This is a genomic window from Rhodopirellula islandica (genome assembly GCF_001027925.1).
Classification (GTDB): domain Bacteria; phylum Planctomycetota; class Planctomycetia; order Pirellulales; family Pirellulaceae; genus Rhodopirellula; species Rhodopirellula islandica.
Genome location: NZ_LECT01000045.1, coordinates 1 through 16,688, shown reverse-complemented (window position 1 = coordinate 16,688; position 16,688 = coordinate 1). Strand labels below are relative to the sequence as shown.

Here is a 16,688-nt window from a genome sequence, read left to right as displayed (position 1 = left end):
TGAGTTTGCGACGTGGCGTGTGGGTTCCAGACATCACCGACGTTGCGTTCCCGCAACACTCGGTGAACAACCACCACACACCTCAACACCGTGATTATTTGATGCACGACGTTCCCCCGCCTCGCATATCAAAACGTAGGTCACGTCTGAGTGATGTCACGCAAGATTTGAATTTCGTTGTCATCATTTTGGCTCAACAGATGGATCTCGGAATCCGGCCCGCGGGGGCAATTCCCCCCCGACCAGACGCCTCCGCCCTGCCGAGCTGATTTGGTGAATCAGGTGCCCCACCGTCCGCTACAACGATTCCCACCCACCGTCTAAACTCCTTTGTGGCGTTGCGAAAAAATGCGTGGTCGCGAAAGCGGTCCAATCAATAAGACGCAGCTCAACGACGCGAAGTTCCGTGGAGGTTCCTCGAATGCGACTGGATGGATTGGATGAGTGACTGGGCCGACTATGCGCCGCTGAGCCCCGAACATGTCGCCGATCCGTCGCGTGTCCACCAATCGCTTTCTGCGATCGCAGGCAGCGGCGTCTCCGAGGATCTGCTGCAACTGCTTTGGTCGGGGCTGGTTGAACACCTGCACCTGACGGATGACCCCGACGAATCCATCGATCGCCTGAGCCAGTTCATCGGCGTCTCGCGCAGCCCGATGGCTCTGCTGGCGCTGTTCGAACGCGATCCGATGATGCTGCCTGCGTTGCTGCAGGTACTCAGCACCAGCCCAGCGATTGCAAAATTGCTGATCAACGACCCGGAAAGCTTCGACCTGATTCGAGCCAGCGACGGTTCCCCGGCGCAGCGATCGGTGCTGATCGACGAATTGTCCGGCGAAATGGAAACGATTCAGTCCAACCGCCGCGCTTCGTTCGCGATCCGGCGATTTGCGAGCCGTGAGATCCTTCGAATTGCCTACGGCGAGTTTGTTCGTGGCCTGCCACCGGACAAGGTTCAATCTCAAATCAGCTTCGTCACCGACGCGATCATGGAGGCTGCATTGGCGTTCGCAATCACGTCCTTGTCGGCCAAACGACCAACCCCGCAGCGCATCGACGGAAGCCAACCGAGATTCTCGATCATCGCCTTGGGCAACTACGGCGGGCAAGAAATTGGCTACGAATCGCAACTGGATTTGTTGCTGCTGTGCGACCAGATCGACCGCAAGAACGCCAGCCACATCGACTTCCATCAACAGGTGGCTCGCAGCCTGGTCGAACTGTTGCAATCCAACGGCAGCCAGGTCATCCCGTTCTCGTTGCGATTCGACCATCAACCCACTCAGAACGAATTGATGTTGTCCGACACCCAGCGTTTGGGAGTTCAGTCCACACGCCCACAATCGTCGTTGGGTCGTCAGCCGACCAGCAGCTCAGGAGCCGACATCGACTTCTTCGGCATCAACGAAGCCGCCACGCATTACGAACGGAATGGTCGCACGTGGCAACGCCTGGCATTCGTCAAGGCACGCCACGCAGCGGGCGACGAAGCATTGTCCCAGTCGTTCCTGAAACGAATCGAACCTTGGGTGTATCACCACTTGCTGACTCGCAGCGAGATCGCTGACATCCGGGTGCTGAGGCGGAAACTGGAAAAACGAGCCCTCGCGACCACCTCCACCGACGCCACCCCGATCGCGGATGTCCCCGGCGGTCGTCGCGACATTGAACTGACCATCCAGTTCTTGCAATTGCTTCACGGAGGCGACTTGCCTGATGTTCGAGTCACTGGAACGCTCCCCGCCATCACAGAACTGTCGCGACATGGGTGCCTGACCTCCCAAGAGGCCACCATCCTGTCGACCAACCACGCGAAACTGTGTCGCTTGGAACACCTCTTGGCAGTGCTGTTTGATCACCGAATCTCACACTTGCCCGACGAGGCGGATGTTCGCGCTCGGCTCGCTTGGCGACTGGGAGTTCGCACCGAGCCGGCCGATGCCGCTGCCATTCATCTCAAGGGGGACGCGGCACGTTTTGAAGAGATGTTGCAAGAAACGTTCGACGTCAATCGAAAGATCATCAACCACTTGATGGTTGACGAAGTGCCCCCAAGCGAAATTCCAGTCCCCGACGGAAACTCTGGTTCTGGCGACGACAGTGAACCCAGTTCGCTGCATGATCTGGCGGTGATCACCGAACTGATCCTGGACCCGGATCCAGACATGGATGTGTTCCACCAAACCGTCGCTCAGTATCGATTCAACCACGTCCCGCAAGCGATCTCCAATGTGCTTGCGCTCAGCCAAGAAACGGTTTCGTTCCTTTCTCCTCGGCGATGCCGCCACTTCTTTGCTGCGGTGGCTCCTCGCGTGTTGCAAGAAATCGCGGCTTCTCCCGATCCAGATTCCACGCTGGCTCGGCTGGTCGCGATGACGGATTCGATTGGCGCCAAAGCCACCCTGTGGGAATTGTTGCGGACCAACGATGCGACGCTTCGCCTCACGGTCTCGATGTGCTCCTTGGCTCCTTACCTGACAAACATCCTGATCGATCATCCCGGCATGATTGACGAATTGATCGATTCCTTGGTGATGGATCGTCTGCCGACGACCGAACGCTTGGATGCGCAAACCATCCGGTTGTGCGATGGCGTGGACGAGATCGTCGATGTGCTGCGAAATGTCAAAGCCAGTGCTCATTTGATGATCGGGGTCCGTGATCTGCTGGGGAAGGAATCCATCGATTCGATCAGCCAGTCGTTGACCGATACGGCGGAAGCCTGCTTGCGTCGCGTCATCGACCAGGAACACGAGCGGCTTGCCCAACGGTACGGAGACCCCCTCGATCAAAACGGGGAACAATCCGAGTTGGTCGCTGTCGCTCTGGGACGTTTTGCCGGCGGCGAAATGAACTACCACAGCGACTTGGATCTCACGTTCGTGTACACCGCGGAGGGCGAAACCCAACGTCGCGTTGGCGGTCCAAAATCGACACTTTCCAATCGTCAATTCTTCAATCAGTTGGCGGGCAACATTCTTCGGCGGATGGACCAATCCAACGAAGGCCGCTTGTACGAACTGGACTTGCCCTTCGCCGGCGGCGCCGACGAGTCGGTCTTGGCAATGTCACGGGACCAATTTCTCAAACCGTTTCGCCTGCGGACCGCTTCGCTTTGGCAATCGGTCACGCTCTGCAAGGCTCGACCTATCTCGGGTTCCCGCGAAGCACGCGAATCGATTGACCAGATGCTTCAAAGGGTGATTCGCAGCGTCAGCTGGCGTGACAGCATGAACGGGGAACTTCGTGACTGGCGTGAAAACAACGAATCCACCGCAGGCCCCAACAACCTCAAACGCGGCGTCGGAGGGCTGGTGGATATCGAATTGATTGCTGCCGCAGGCGTCCTCCGAGAGGCCCATGACAGTGACTTTCCGCTCCACGCCAACACCGTTCGGTGCCTGGAAGAACTCTCTCGCCGGAAGTGTTATGCCGAGGACGATGTTCAAACATTGGCTCGCAACGGCCGTTTGTTACGAAGCATCGAAGGCAAACTCAGATTGCTCAACACAGTGGCCCGACATGAGCTGCCGATCGGCTTCGAAGATGAAGAACCTCCGCTAGAACTCAAACAATTGGCGATCCTGACGGGAACCGAAACACCTCGTGAATTGCGAAGGCAATGCGAAGCGATCCGCCAAGAAAACCGTGACCTGCTCAATCGGTTGGTGCCGAAAACCTAGTGGTCTGTCACAGCTAAAAGTGAGGGTTGATCGTAGTGGACGAGGCCACGAGTCCTTGGATTTGACGCCAGTTCAGGACTCGTGGCCTCGTCCACTACCCTAAAAACAAGTCCTGACAGACCATGAGTGCCGTGCCACAGCTTGGAATGAGAGTGGATGAGAACCGACTAAATCAACAGTCGAACTAGCGTCAAAACGCGAAGCTGTGTCGCAGGACTGACACGTGATCTCATCGGCAGCATTCACCTCTCGAAAAGGTCAGAGGGTCGCTTCAATCCATTCTCGCCAATCTTGCCACTGAAATTCGTCCATGCTGGACGCTGGCAACGAGGGCAGCATCACGGTTCGGCCCAGGTCGGGACGTTCCAGGTGAACCGACAGCAAACCGTTGATGTCCAGCTCGAACCCGAGTCGTCGCCTGGGGTTCACTTCGTCGGGCGCCACCTCGATCGTATGCCGACCAAGAGTCTGCCAATTCTCGCCAATCTTGCCGGAAGACTCCACCAATGACAAAGTCATCTGGTTGTCGCGTGCGGTACCGTTGAGCTGACGATTGGTGCGAGCTGGCGTGGGCGTTCCTCTTGGAATGATCGGCAAAATTCGCCGCTTGCCGTCACGATCAGCGACAACGAATCCAATGGAATGACCCGCCACACCTTTGGCAGGCGGTTCCGAACACAACTGGCCTGGCAACTCGGACGCCACACAGGCTGCCGCGCCGTGAGCCGCATCGACTTGATCGTAAAAAGCGATCGCCGCATTGGGAGCCCCTTTCGTCAGCACACGATCGCGAATTGCAGGCAAACGCAACAAGGGCCCCATTGCCAAACAATGCCTCAGGTCAGACGGCAGCACACCGGCACGCTGGCAAACCAACTGAATGCTTTCTTCAATCGACAACATCAAATCTTCGCACTGGGTCAACCACTCCTCACGAGTCAGTTCCACCGTGTCAACGTGGTTTTGGTGAGCGATCTCCACCCGTGTTTCGGGCATCAACAACAACTGGTTCATCGCTCGCTCACCCGCCATCTGGATGCGTGTGACGTGAATCAATTCCTGTCGGTTGGCTGGCAGCCCTTGAACGCGTTGGGGATCGCATGGCAACCGAGACGAAATCATTTCCACCAATCGCCGGGACCATGCCATCGTGCCGTGGCACCAATGTCCCGAGGTCGCGATTTGTCGGATCTGGCCGCCGTAGACTTGCAGAACCGATACGTCCAACGATTGCCCTGTCAGGCCGACATACAGGATCGGCGCCGACGACTGCGAATCGATTGGCGGCAACGGTTCTTCCGCATGACTGCTGCGAGATGGAGTTGTCATCGCGAAGCGTGTCACCGCGATGCTGCGTTCGATCAAACGCACCGCTGGCAAGCCCGCCAATTGCGCGGCTTGATAAATCGCGCGGCGATGCAATTGGTCATAACTCGAAGGGACCGTGATCGCGACGGCATCGGGCCAGCGTGCATGCCGTTTCCAACTCGTTCCCAACGCCATCGGCGACGACGAATCGCCATCAGGTGAACCGGGTGAGTCCAGTTGGCTCAATGTATTGCCAAGCAAATGCCGCATGCACAATCCCATCGTGACCTCGGGAGGGCACATCCGCCCACCGATCCGCCGCATCATGTCATCGCGGCCAAAGTACATCATCTGGCAATGAGCCACCCGCTGCGGATGCCGCTCACGACGTTCGTAGGCACTGTCACCAAACAGAATTGTCGACAGCCCGGTGTCCCGGTCCGTCTTTTCAGCGACCGCGATTCGGCACAGCGGACGGGGGCCTTGCGATGACATCCCCGGCCATCCCGACAACATGGATCCATCGGACTGAGTGATCGCAGTGGCAGCGTGGGTCATCCCGAGCTCAATGCCGATGACACTGAGCAAACCGCGGCGGGTGGATTCCCCTCCCACCGTCGTGTGATCTTCGCCGGTTTCGCGCCTCGCAAAATCCAACACCCAGGCGGGGGTCGAACGGTCGTTGTCGTAGGGCGACATCGCGCGCGCGACTTCGTCCATTGAGCCGTACCGCTCCGCCGGATCTTTGGCCAGCATCCGACGCACGATGTCCGCCAGTTTCAGATCCACGTCGTTGCGAAGCGTCATCAGATCCGGCACTTCACCATGGCGATGACCGTACACCTGTTCGACCAAATCGCCCGTGAACGGTGGATGTCCCATCAACAGATAGAACAGCGTCGCCCCCAGCGAATACTGGTCGCTGCGCGAATCGGCCGAGTTGGCGTCCTCGAGTTGTTCCGGTGAGATGAACGACAACGTCCCCAGCAGAGGTCGGTTCTTCGCTTCCGTGGTTGCAGAACTGAGAGGGTTGTGATCCTCCGGAAGATCCAATTCCCGCGGCTTGATGTCTCGAGGCGAGGGATACCAATCCGCCGAAAAACGAGCCAATCCGAGATCCAATAACTTGATCGTTCCATCGTGGGCTCGCATCAAGTTGCCAGGTTTGACGTCGCGGTGCACGATGCCGGCCGCATGAGCGTGATGCAACGCGAAAGCCGCTTGGCGGATGGCGGATGCGGCATCACCGATCGACATTGGGCCTTGATCGTTGACCCATTGCGACAGCGTTCGCCCATCGACGTACTCCATCGCCAGGTAGTGAATGCCGTCGGCTTCTCCCGCATCAAAGGCGGTGACGATGTTCGGGTGCATCAACCGGGAAGCCGCGCGAACCTCTTCGTAGAACCGATTGACGGATTCCACCCGATCGAGCCAACGAGTCGGCAAGATTTTGAGTGCGACAACGCGCCCCATCGACCGATGCTCGGCCAGGAACACTTCGCCCATCCCACCTCGGCCGATTGGGCGTCCGACTTTGTAGACCCCCACAATCTCGGGGATGGACCGATGGAACGCTTCGACTTCAAATCCAACCTCGGAATGCGTTTGGTCCCGAGTCAATTCACCCATCGATTCGGCCGCGGATGCGTCCATGAGTTCCGCCCACGAACTGGCATCGTCCCCACCGGACTCCTTGGAGTTTTCGGTGTGACGTCGCGTGTCCCGGCCGGCGGCATCGCCGAACAGTTCAGGTTCGTCAGAAGAATTGGACAAGGGCAGACGGAGGATGGGAGATGGAGAAGGTGCGAGAACGCAACCGAAGTCCCTTCCTGACCGAGTCGCACTCGGTTCCGGAACTGGCGCCCTCGGCCTACACTCTTGTTTAATAGCGTAACGACGCAGCGGAAGATTATCCGCCATGATTTTCGCATTTTCGGTCCCTCCGTCCACCCTTCCCAACGAATAAACCGCACCTGTGGCCCCGACTTCCTCCTCCGACGCCCCCCGTCTGCGAATCGCCACCCGAGAAAGCCCCCTGGCCATGTGGCAGGCCGAACATGTCGCTGAATCCCTCAAAAACCGAGGATTTCAGACCGTCATCGTGCCTTTGGTCAGCAAAGGCGACACCGACATGCGTCCGATCGACGGCACTCGTCAGGTCGGCCTGTTCACCAAACGTATCCAACAGGCCCTCGTCGACGACGAAGCCGATGTGGCGGTCCACTCGCTCAAAGATTTGCCCACGGAACCGGACAATCGCTTCGCACTGGCAGCGGTCCCCCCCCGAGAATCCGTCTTGGACGCGTTGGTCTTTGCCGACAACAGCCCCCACTGGAATGCCTCCTCCAGCGCGTCAGGCAGCGGCTCACCGCTGGCCTGTTTGCCGCAAGGATCTCGAGTCGGAACGGGCAGCACACGACGGTTGGCCCAGCTGAAACAACTCCGTCCCGACCTGGAAGTCCTGCCCATTCGCGGCAACGTGCAGACTCGGTTGGCCAAGCTCAACGCGGGCGAATTTGACGCGATCGTGCTGGCCCACGCTGGAATTCTGCGTCTGGAGATGACCCGCCTGCCTCACCAGTTGTTCCCACTCGACGAAATGCTGCCTGCCCCCGGACAAGGCGCCTTGGGGATCGAAGTGCGAAGCGACAACCCCAACGCACTGCGGGCAGTCTCCCGTTTGAATGACGCTGCGGCACGCTTAGCTGCGACTGCAGAACGCAAAGTCCTTTCCGAGCTCCACGGCGGGTGCCTGGCCCCGATTGCCTGCCACGCCCATCTGGACACTTCCGATCAAGGCACTGAGCTTTGCCTGAATGCGATCGTGATGTCAGCCGATGGGAACGAACGATTGCAAGAACAGGCCCGCGTTGCAGTCACTCCCGACGACGCCGATTTGGAGGTCGCCGCAGCCCATCAACTGGGCACGTTGGTTGCCGATCGACTTCGAGCGAACGGTGCAGACCATTTGATTCGTACGGTTCGCGACGACTCCTGATTCCAGGCTGCCACCACCAGCCGCCACCCTCCCTTCGTTTCACCTCCCCCATCGATCATGAACTCACCTGCGAATTCATCTGCCGCTCGTCCCACCGCTGGCCCCAAGAGCGTGGCTGCCTTTGAACGTGCCTCCGCGCTGATGCCCGGCGGAGTCAACTCACCCGCACGAGCGTTCGGTGCCGTCGGTGGCACGCCCTTGTTCATCGAACGAGCCGAAGGCCCCTACCTGTTCGACCTCGACGGCAATCGCTACCTCGACTACATCGGTTCGTGGGGGCCCATGATCCTGGGGCACGCGCATCCCGAGGTCATCGGCGCAATCACCGCGGCGGCCTCCAAGGGCACCAGCTACGGCGCGCCGACCGAAGCCGAATCCCAACTGGCTGAGCAGATCATCGAAGCGGTTCCCAGCATCGAAAAGGTCCGCTTGGTCAACAGCGGAACGGAAGCCACCATGAGCGCGCTCCGTGTGGCTCGAGGCGCAACTGGACGCAAGAAAGTCATCAAGTTCGCCGGCAACTATCACGGCCACGTCGACGCATTGCTGGTTGCGGCCGGAAGCGCTGCGGCAACGTTGGGTGCCCCGGATTCTCCCGGTGTGACCCCCGGTGCCGTCCAAGACACACTCGTTCTGTCCTACAACGATGTGCCCGGTTTGCAGAACGCTTTCGAACAACATGGTGCCGAGATCGCTGCCTTGATCTTGGAACCGGTGGTGGGAAACATGGGCTGTGTTGTGCCAACGATGGAATTCTTGAACGCCGCACGCGACCTGACAACGCAGCATGGATCCATCCTGATCTTCGATGAAGTCATGACCGGTTTTCGAGTGGCCTACGGCGGAGCCCAAGAACGGTTTGGAGTCACGCCCGACATGACCACGCTGGGCAAAATCGTTGGCGGCGGGATGCCGTTGGGAGCTTACGGCGGCCGCGCCGAGATCATGAACCAGGTGCTTCCGGCGGGCAAAGTCTTTCAAGCCGGAACACTCAGCGGCAACCCGGTCGCCGTCGCCGCGGGCTCGGCAACGCTGCGTTTGTTGAAAGAAAATCCTCCCTATGAGCAACTGGAGCGATTGGCGACCCGTTTGGCCGATGGCCTGGACCGCGCCGCCAGCGACGCGGGCATCGCTCACACAGTTGCCAAAGCCGGCGCGATGCTGACTCTGTTCTTCAACCCGGATTCCGTTCAATGCTGGGATGATGCGGATCGCTGCGATCGAGAGGCATTCGGACGCTACTTCTGGGGGTTGATTCAAGAAGGCATCTACATGCCATGCAGCCAATTCGAAGCGATGTTCTTCAGTCAGCAACACACCGAAGCGATGATCGACGAAACGATCGCCGCCGCGGACAAGGTACTGAAGTCGCTGTAAGAGCGGGCCGGGCGGCTCTCTCTTCCTGCTGCTTTGACTTGGCATCGACACCGAAGAAACGGCCAGGAACCCTGTGAGTCCCGCTCATTGAGGCCCAGGATTCTGCCCGTCTTGGTAGGCACGCAGGCGGTCGATCAGCACCAGCAATCGATTCGCGGCGGTGGGCAACGCGACTTCACCCAGTTCGGTGAGCGCGGCGGATGGCCCGCGAGTTTTCTCGCAGACCTGCTGCATCTCAATGGAGATGCGGCGAGCCAAACGTTCTTGGTCTTGGCAGAACCGCAGCCGGGTTTTCCAGCGAGCCACATTCTTGGCTTCTTCGGTGGCCGGCACTCGATCGCCGGAACGCACCGTCGAACGTTTTCGGCTGAGCTGATCCTGCGCGGCGGTCAGCTCCCGTTCGGCCAGGCGATTTTGATCGCGCCAGTACGCGATCTGATTGACCGAGAAATGTTCGTCGACACGATTCAGGATCGCGTGAATGGAGTGGCTGGACTGACACATGCGGTCCGCCAATCGCTCGACAGCCTGTCGAAGGGCATCGAGCGAATCAAGGTCTCTGACGTCGCTTTGCGTCACGCCAGTTCATCGAGGAAGCGGTCGAGTGCCGCGTCCATCTTCTCCGGAGTGTCGTAGCTTCCATCGGCGATTTGACGACGGATGTCGGCCACACGATCAATCCGGATTTCACCGCCACCGGCAATCGGCGAGGCAGAATCCAATCGATTGACGGAAGTCGCGGCACTGGACAGGTCGAGTTGGTCCACTGGCGCGGCGGTGGTCCTCTGCGTGGCGGCATCTGCCTTCAGGCGGTTCGCACCAGCATTGGCAGCTGGCTTGGAAACCGATGAAGCGGCTTGGCTCGTAGAAAGTCGAAATGGACCGTAAATTTGCATCTTGACGCGTGCTCCCGGGAGGAAAGCGGAATTGACAACCGGATCCTATGCCGGACCTTCGTGGCCCATTTGGCATGTCGATCGATCGACAAAAATTTGAAAAGGATTGTGGGTGTGACAACCGATCCGTCTTGAACAAACGCCAACAGCGCATGCCAATCAGGGAACTCTCGACTCGGTTATCAGCGTTGCAATCCTTGTCCCAGGAATCAATCCGTCAGAATCGGTGGAGACTTCGCAAGCGCAGGTTTCGAGAACACGTCTGATATCGGCTTCCAAGACCCAGGGCCTGCAGTCCCAATTGAATTCTGAGCAAAAGTTCTGGGCAAAATTCTGTTCGGTCACACTAGCAATCGCGTGAAACCGCCGGCAAGGTCAACGCAGCCAAAAAAACCGGCTTTTGCAGACGAATTGTTTCAAGCCCGAACGATTTCCATCCGAGACGCTTCCGTCTGCATTCCGAATCGTTGGGCGGGTGCCGTTTTCAAGTGCTGTGATTGTCACCACTTGCGGCTCTCGGTTGACCCACGCGAGAGGTCGCGAAGCCTTTTGGTGCGGGTTTCCGCACGGTGCACCTCCCCCGGAACAAAGAGGTCGTGCGGCTTTCAGGTGCTGTATTGCCAGGCGCTTGTCATCACCCTCCCCTTGGGAGGGTCGAGCGAGGGGAGGGCTCAGCATTGGATCCAGCGCGTAACTCTTCCCGGCCCGAAGCGGTCCGCCCCTCCCAAAGGGAGGGTGAAGAAAAACGGCACGACCTCTGCAGCGGGCGGGGTTCGCAAGCTGCTACGAGCACGGCACTTAAAAAGCGGCACGCCCTCCGCCCTGGGGGCCACTCCAATGCGGCCAGCTCGTCCCAACACCCGAAATCGTGGCACGAGCAACTCCCACGCCGACGGTTCGGGCAAGGTACCGGCTTGCCCGAAAGGTACCGGCAAGGGACGATGTTGGCCCGCGTCATTCTTCATTCGCCATCCCCATCGTCGCCGACGGCTTTTCTCGGACCCCCGATGACCACGAAGACAGAATCCTCCGCTCCCTCCACTGCAAACGCCAACGTGTGCCTCGTTGTGCTGGCCGCTGGCAAGGGAACTCGCATGAACAGCGAACTCCCCAAAGTGCTTTGCCCGGTCGTCGATCGCCCCATGATCCACTTCGTTTTGGACGCCGCTGACAAGGCTGGCATCCAAAAGAAGATCGCCGTGGTGGGCTATGAAGCCGACCTCGTCCGCAAGGAACTGGGGACTCGCAACGACGAGACATTGTCCTTCGCGGAGCAAACCGAACAACTCGGCACGGGACACGCCGTTCAAATGTGCCTCGATCAATTGGCTGATCACGATGGCCTGACACTGGTCATCGCCGGTGACTCGCCGCTGATCCAACCGTCCAGTTTGATCAAATTGATTGAGCACTTCCAAGCCACGCGTCCCGCGTTGCTGCTTGGCACACTGACCAAAGACGACCCGACGGGGCTCGGCCGCATCGTGCGAGACGACAGCGGACAATTCACCGGCATCGTGGAACACAAAGATGCCACCGATGAACAACGTGCCATCTGTGAAGTGAACATGAGCACGTACCTGTTCAACAACGCCGATTTGCTGGATTCGCTTTCCAAACTCAGCAACGACAACGCTCAAGGCGAATACTACCTGACGGATTGTGCTCGTCTGCTTCACGAAGCTGGACGTCCCGTCGAAGCCTTGCCCGTTCTGCAGGATTGCGAATCGCTTTCCATCAACAACCCTGAGGAACTTCAATTGGTCGACCAAACAATGCGAGCGATGGGTTATGCGTGAACTGAAAATCTTCAGTGGCCGAGCAAACCATGATCTTGCTGAAAAGCTTTGTCGTCACCTGCATCTGAAGCCAGCTCGCATCACGCTGGGTCAATTCCCAGACGGCGAGAACTACTGCAAACTCGATGAAGACGTTCGTGGTCGCGACGTGTTCTTGGTGCAACCGACTTGCCCGCCGGTCAACGACAACTTGATCGAGTTGTTGACGATGATCGATTGCTGCAAACGAGCCAGCGCCGAACGCATCACCGCGGTCATTCCCTACTTTGGGTACGCGCGTCAGGATCGCAAAGATGAGGGTCGTGTGCCGATCACCGCGAAATTGGTCGCGAATCTGATCACGCGGGCGGGTGCGGACCGGGTCCTCACCATGGACCTTCACGCCGCCCAAATCCAAGGATTCTTCGACGTCCCTGTCGATCACTTGTACGCCGCTCCGGTGATCAACGACCACTTTGTCAGCCGACGATTTTCTGGTGATGAAGTGGTGGTCGTCAGTCCCGATGAAGGCAGCATCAAACGCGCACTGGGTCACACCAAACGGCTCGGTGGCAGCTTGGCCATCGTCGACAAACGCCGCACCAACGCTCTGGAAGTCCGCCAGAACACGATCATTGGCGGTCCCGTCGAGGGCAAGATCGCGTTGATGTTCGATGACATGATCAGCACCGCTGGATCCATCTGCGGCGCAGCTCGCTTGGTTCACGAAGCCGGTGCGAAAGAAATCCACATCGCTTGCACCCACGGTGTTCTGTGTGGCCCTGCCATCGAACGACTTCGCGATGCTCCGATTGATTCCATCACCGTGACCGACACGATTCCCGTGACAGGTGAGAAGTTGCTGCCCAACCTGGTCCAACTTTCGGTCGCACCGTTGTTGGCCGAGGCGATCAAGCGGATTCACCACGACCAATCGATCAGCGAACTTTTTCGCGAACGCTGATCAACGAGAGACGCCACGGCGATGCGATGACAGAAAAAGGTGTCAGGTACCTTTTCCCGGAACGTTGGGAAAAGGTACCTGACACCTTTTTCCCGACTGCTCCCAAATCACTCTGTGTCTTGGCAGAAGTTTTCGACAATTCCCACGCCGGTCAATCCATTCCGGCGAAGCTCGCTGACGAGTGCCTCCACGTCGGATTCGTTGGTGCGGCTCATGTCACGCACGATCAATGCCGAGTCACAAAGGCTGGCGGTCGACAAGGCAGCGGTGCCGCAATCAATGATCACCAGATCAAAGGATTGCTTCAGTCGTTCGACCACCTGTTCCAACTCGCTCGATGCCGGGGACAGTTCGTCGGCACCAGGCAACAAGGGAATCAAAGTCAACGCGTCGGACTCCGATGCCACCGCGACTTCTTCCACGGGGATGCCATCGCGAATCGCATCGATCCAATCCAGGTCCAGTTCGAGGGCAAAGTCATCGCTCAGCGTGGGGCCATCGATGTCAGCGTCGACCAAAGCAACCTTCATTCCGGTGTAAGCCACACTGAGCGCGATGCCCATCGCAACCGTCGAACGACCTTCGCCGGGCAGCACACTGGTCACAGCGATGGAACCCAGCCCGTCGACTTGAGCGTCCACGATGTGTTGTCCCAATTGATCGGCCAGCGATCCACAGAGGAACAATTCCGACACCGTGTCCGGGATTTCAAGTTCCGTCACTTGCCACGCGGCCACAAACGCTCGCTTGGCAACTTCCTTGGGTTCCTCCGTGGGAACCACAACCGGCTGGGCTTCCGCAACGGGTGCTGGTTCAGCAACTGGAGTTGGTTCAGCGATGTCCGCGGTTTGCTGCTGCATTGACTCGGCGAGATAACGTTCCGCTTCACTCACCTGCAACGTGACCCGAGCCGCCACATCCGGAACCGAATGCGATTCCCAATCACGAACCGGTGCACGGGGTGGCGCTGAATCGAAAGCTGGCGCCGGCGAAGCATCCATTTCGATGGTGTTGGTTTCGACAGCCGGTGACGCAGGTATCTTGGCGACGCCCGAAACGATCAGCGGCTCGCCAATTCGTCGAGCGGTGTCATCCACATCGACAGGACGGTCGATGCGTAAACGAGTCGATTGGTCCGCCGTTTCCATCCAGATGGAGGTGGACTCCGTCACAGATGCATCCAACTGCATTCCGGTCGCGTCGTCGCGACGATCACCCCGCATCGGCTTCAATCGATCCGAGGGTCGTTTGATTGCCGACGGGGAATCTTTCAGCAAATGCGTTTTCGGTGCGGGGATCACAGGTTCCTCCACCACGGCCGTTTCCACGGCGGTGGTTTCGTCGACCGTTTCTCGTTGGCGACGCATCGAGGCGGCACGATCCAGTCGCAACACCGCCTCGTCCAGTCGCCGTGTGACTCGTTCGGATCGCTCCAAACCAGTCAATGATTCTTGGGTGGCGGTGTCATTCGTCCGCGGTGGAACCACGGCGGAATCGATCGAATCGACCGCCTGCATTTGGGCCACCGTCTTGGAAACGTAACGACGATTCCGGGCGTGCGATTGAATGAAGTTATTGGGTTGATTCATCACGTTTCCCTGTCACTCAGCGGCGCAGATTGGATTCGGGAAAGAAAGACGGGGTGGCGACTCTGGCTTCGGGCTGGTCGCCGGAGGAGGGAACTTGGTTTCCAACGGAAACCTCCGGCCCATCTCCTGGCAAAGCAAACTGAAAATCCGGAGACAATGGCGATTGGGTGGTCGGGAACACTTCCGGCGAAGCAGGTCGTGCACCATCCGCCGAGGCTTGCTCCCCCAATTCCGATGGCATAGGCGGCAGGTAGTCGATCCAATTGGTGATCAATCCTGGCGTGCCGGTTTGCAACGGGGCTGGAATGGCGGGCGACACAGCGTCCACTGGACCCTCACTGTTCCCTGGAAGAGAGCGATCGTCGTCAGGCAGCCCCAACTCCGAATTCGCTTCTGAAACTGGCGAAGTCAAACCAGGGTTCGAAGGAGCCATGGCGACTTGAGGTTCACGGACCACGGGGGCGAATGATTCAGCAACCGGTTCGCTGTGAAAGGGAGCGGAATCAAAAGGAGGCACTCCACCAACGCCATGTTGGGTCGCGGAGGATGCCAACTGCGATTCCACCAAACTGGTTCCGCTTGGAGCCGATCCGAATTCGCCCGCACGTGTCGGCTGCCCTAATTTTGTTTTACTCATCGAATGAGTCGGTGCGTTCAACCCTGGCATGTCGCCCGCTGGGCCTTCCAGGCCCCCACTGTTCGCGCCCTCTCTGCTCGAGCCCCCCAATTTCGAAGCCCCCGCAACCGAGGCCCCTGTCTTGTAGGAGTCAGCCTTGAAGGGCGTCGGTTTCGGGGCCAAAGTGTTGGCTTCCGCGCCAGCGACTTTCGTTGCTGAATCGGAGATGGACCGAGATTGTTTGGGTCGAGGTGTTTTTTTACTGGATGCCACCGAACCGAAACTGGACTTCGCTTCCAACTTGGATGCGGTTTCGTCGACAGCCGGTTCCTTTGCGCTCAACACTTCCGAGTTTTGCTGAGCGTTGGGATGCCTTCGCGGAGCGAACACCGCCCAGCATGCAATCAGTGCCAGCAACGCCAGCAGCGTGTTCCGAGAACCAACCAGAGCCAGGGCCCGATTGCTCAGCGATTCCGAGGTGGCTTTCCAGGATCCGTCCCGGTCGGTTTCGGCGGACACCGAGGCTTTGCCCGCGTCCACAGACGTGTTGCGTGGCGGCGAGCTTGGTTGAGTCGCAGCAAACGATTCCACTGCTTTCGCGATCACCACCGGTTCTTCCACCGCAGCAGGTGGCGGAGGAACAGGACAAGTCACAGCCGCAGCAACCGGCGTCAAATCGGGAAGCCTTGTGACGCTGGAATGATTGACCGCGTCGGGCGCGGTTTGTGTCGCCGCATCCAGCAAGTCTTGCATCACCGGTGAAGCGGGTGCGTCTTGCTTGACGGACGACGAATCCTCCTCGGCACAGCCCTCACCTGAATCCGTTGGCGGATGCAAATCGGGCAATCGCAGCAGGGTCGGCGCGATTTCTTCGAACTCCGCGCGTGACGGATTGGAAGGACGTCTTGGATCAGTGTTTTTGGACGCGGTTGTCATGCGTACTTCTCTCGTTTTGGAACGTGAGTGGTCGACGGAAACATCCTCCACGTACAGGACTCTCCAGGCGCAACATCTCCCCCTCCACGGATCGACAACGAACGGAAACGATCTTGAGGGAAATCCGGAATAGCGAAACTTTGCGGGCCAGGACAAGACGGATCAAGCCATGATCCACCTCCGTCTTAGTTTCACGCGATTGCGTTTCATTCCTGTCCCAGCAATCCGCCCTGCGAAAAGGTCGTGCCGTTTGGAAATGCCGTGCTCGCAAGGGTGAATCCACCCTCCTGAACGCAATTCAAGCAGGTCGGTAGGACTGATCAGGCACAACCATGTGAGCCGTTTGGGCGTTCGCCCCGGTTGGACGTGGCAACAGTGGCGTTTTCTAAAACAGTCCAAATGCCGAAAGACTCCTGCCGACCTGCTTGGCGTCTTGCGAACCCCGCCCGCGCAGAGGTCGTGCAGTTTTGAAGTACCGTGTTGCCAAGCGTTTATGATCACCCTCCCTTGGGACGTTCGAAAAATAAATGGTGGCGGGCG

Annotated in this window: 10 protein-coding genes; 5 read left to right on the top strand and 5 right to left on the bottom strand. The window is 58.6% G+C overall.

The genetic code is table 11. The features are described from left to right. The first annotated feature begins 440 nt into the window (after positions 1-440). Positions 441-3,683 carry a [protein-PII] uridylyltransferase family protein gene (locus RISK_RS23505; RefSeq protein WP_236696621.1) on the top strand — a complete coding sequence of 1,081 codons (3,243 nt, stop codon included), beginning with the start codon at positions 441-443 and terminating at the stop codon, positions 3,681-3,683. Between the two features lie 258 nt (positions 3,684-3,941). Here the strand turns inward: RISK_RS23505 and RISK_RS23500 are convergent, their stop codons facing one another. Next, complete coding sequence (locus RISK_RS23500) at positions 3,942-6,767, bottom strand: protein kinase domain-containing protein (protein ID WP_047816776.1); 2,826 nt, start codon at positions 6,765-6,767, stop codon at positions 3,942-3,944. Between the two features lie 235 nt (positions 6,768-7,002). Here RISK_RS23500 and hemC point away from each other — a divergent pair, with 235 nt between their 5' ends. Next, positions 7,003-7,992, top strand: a complete 990-nt coding sequence (gene hemC / locus RISK_RS23495) for a hydroxymethylbilane synthase (RefSeq protein WP_261340234.1) — start codon at positions 7,003-7,005, stop codon at positions 7,990-7,992. A 57-nt stretch (positions 7,993-8,049) separates the two neighbouring features. Then, positions 8,050-9,369, top strand: a complete 1,320-nt coding sequence (gene hemL / locus RISK_RS23490) for a glutamate-1-semialdehyde 2,1-aminomutase (RefSeq protein WP_047816774.1) — start codon at positions 8,050-8,052, stop codon at positions 9,367-9,369. 84 nt (positions 9,370-9,453) lie between these two features. On the opposite strand, the gene RISK_RS23485 is transcribed toward hemL, so the two are convergent. After that, entirely contained in the window at positions 9,454-9,948 is a 495-nt protein-coding gene (locus RISK_RS23485; protein WP_047816773.1) for a hypothetical protein, read from the bottom strand. Further along, positions 9,945-10,265 (bottom strand): flagellar biosynthesis anti-sigma factor FlgM, encoded by a 321-nt coding sequence (locus RISK_RS23480; RefSeq protein ID WP_047816772.1) that lies wholly within the window; start codon positions 10,263-10,265, stop codon positions 9,945-9,947. The genes RISK_RS23485 and RISK_RS23480 overlap by 4 nt, the downstream gene beginning before the upstream one ends. A gap of 1,055 nt (positions 10,266-11,320) precedes the next feature. Between RISK_RS23480 and RISK_RS23470 the strand changes: the two genes are divergently transcribed. After that, a complete protein-coding gene (locus RISK_RS23470; protein WP_047816804.1) occupies positions 11,321-12,064 on the top strand; it encodes a sugar phosphate nucleotidyltransferase in 744 nt (247 codons plus the stop codon). After that, positions 12,057-13,007: a ribose-phosphate diphosphokinase gene (locus RISK_RS23465; protein ID WP_047816770.1), complete on the top strand. Its 951-nt coding sequence runs from the start codon at positions 12,057-12,059 to the stop codon at positions 13,005-13,007. The genes RISK_RS23470 and RISK_RS23465 overlap by 8 nt, the downstream gene beginning before the upstream one ends. 107 nt (positions 13,008-13,114) lie before the next feature. Here RISK_RS23465 and RISK_RS23460 read toward each other — a convergent pair whose 3' ends face one another. After that, positions 13,115-14,596, bottom strand: coding sequence for a tyrosine-protein kinase family protein (locus RISK_RS23460; protein WP_236696620.1), 1,482 nt, complete (start codon positions 14,594-14,596; stop codon positions 13,115-13,117). 16 nt (positions 14,597-14,612) lie between these two features. Next, positions 14,613-16,148 carry a hypothetical protein gene (locus tag RISK_RS23455; RefSeq protein WP_053061286.1) on the bottom strand — a complete coding sequence of 512 codons (1,536 nt, stop codon included), beginning with the start codon at positions 16,146-16,148 and terminating at the stop codon, positions 14,613-14,615. Positions 16,149-16,688 lie beyond the last annotated feature (540 nt).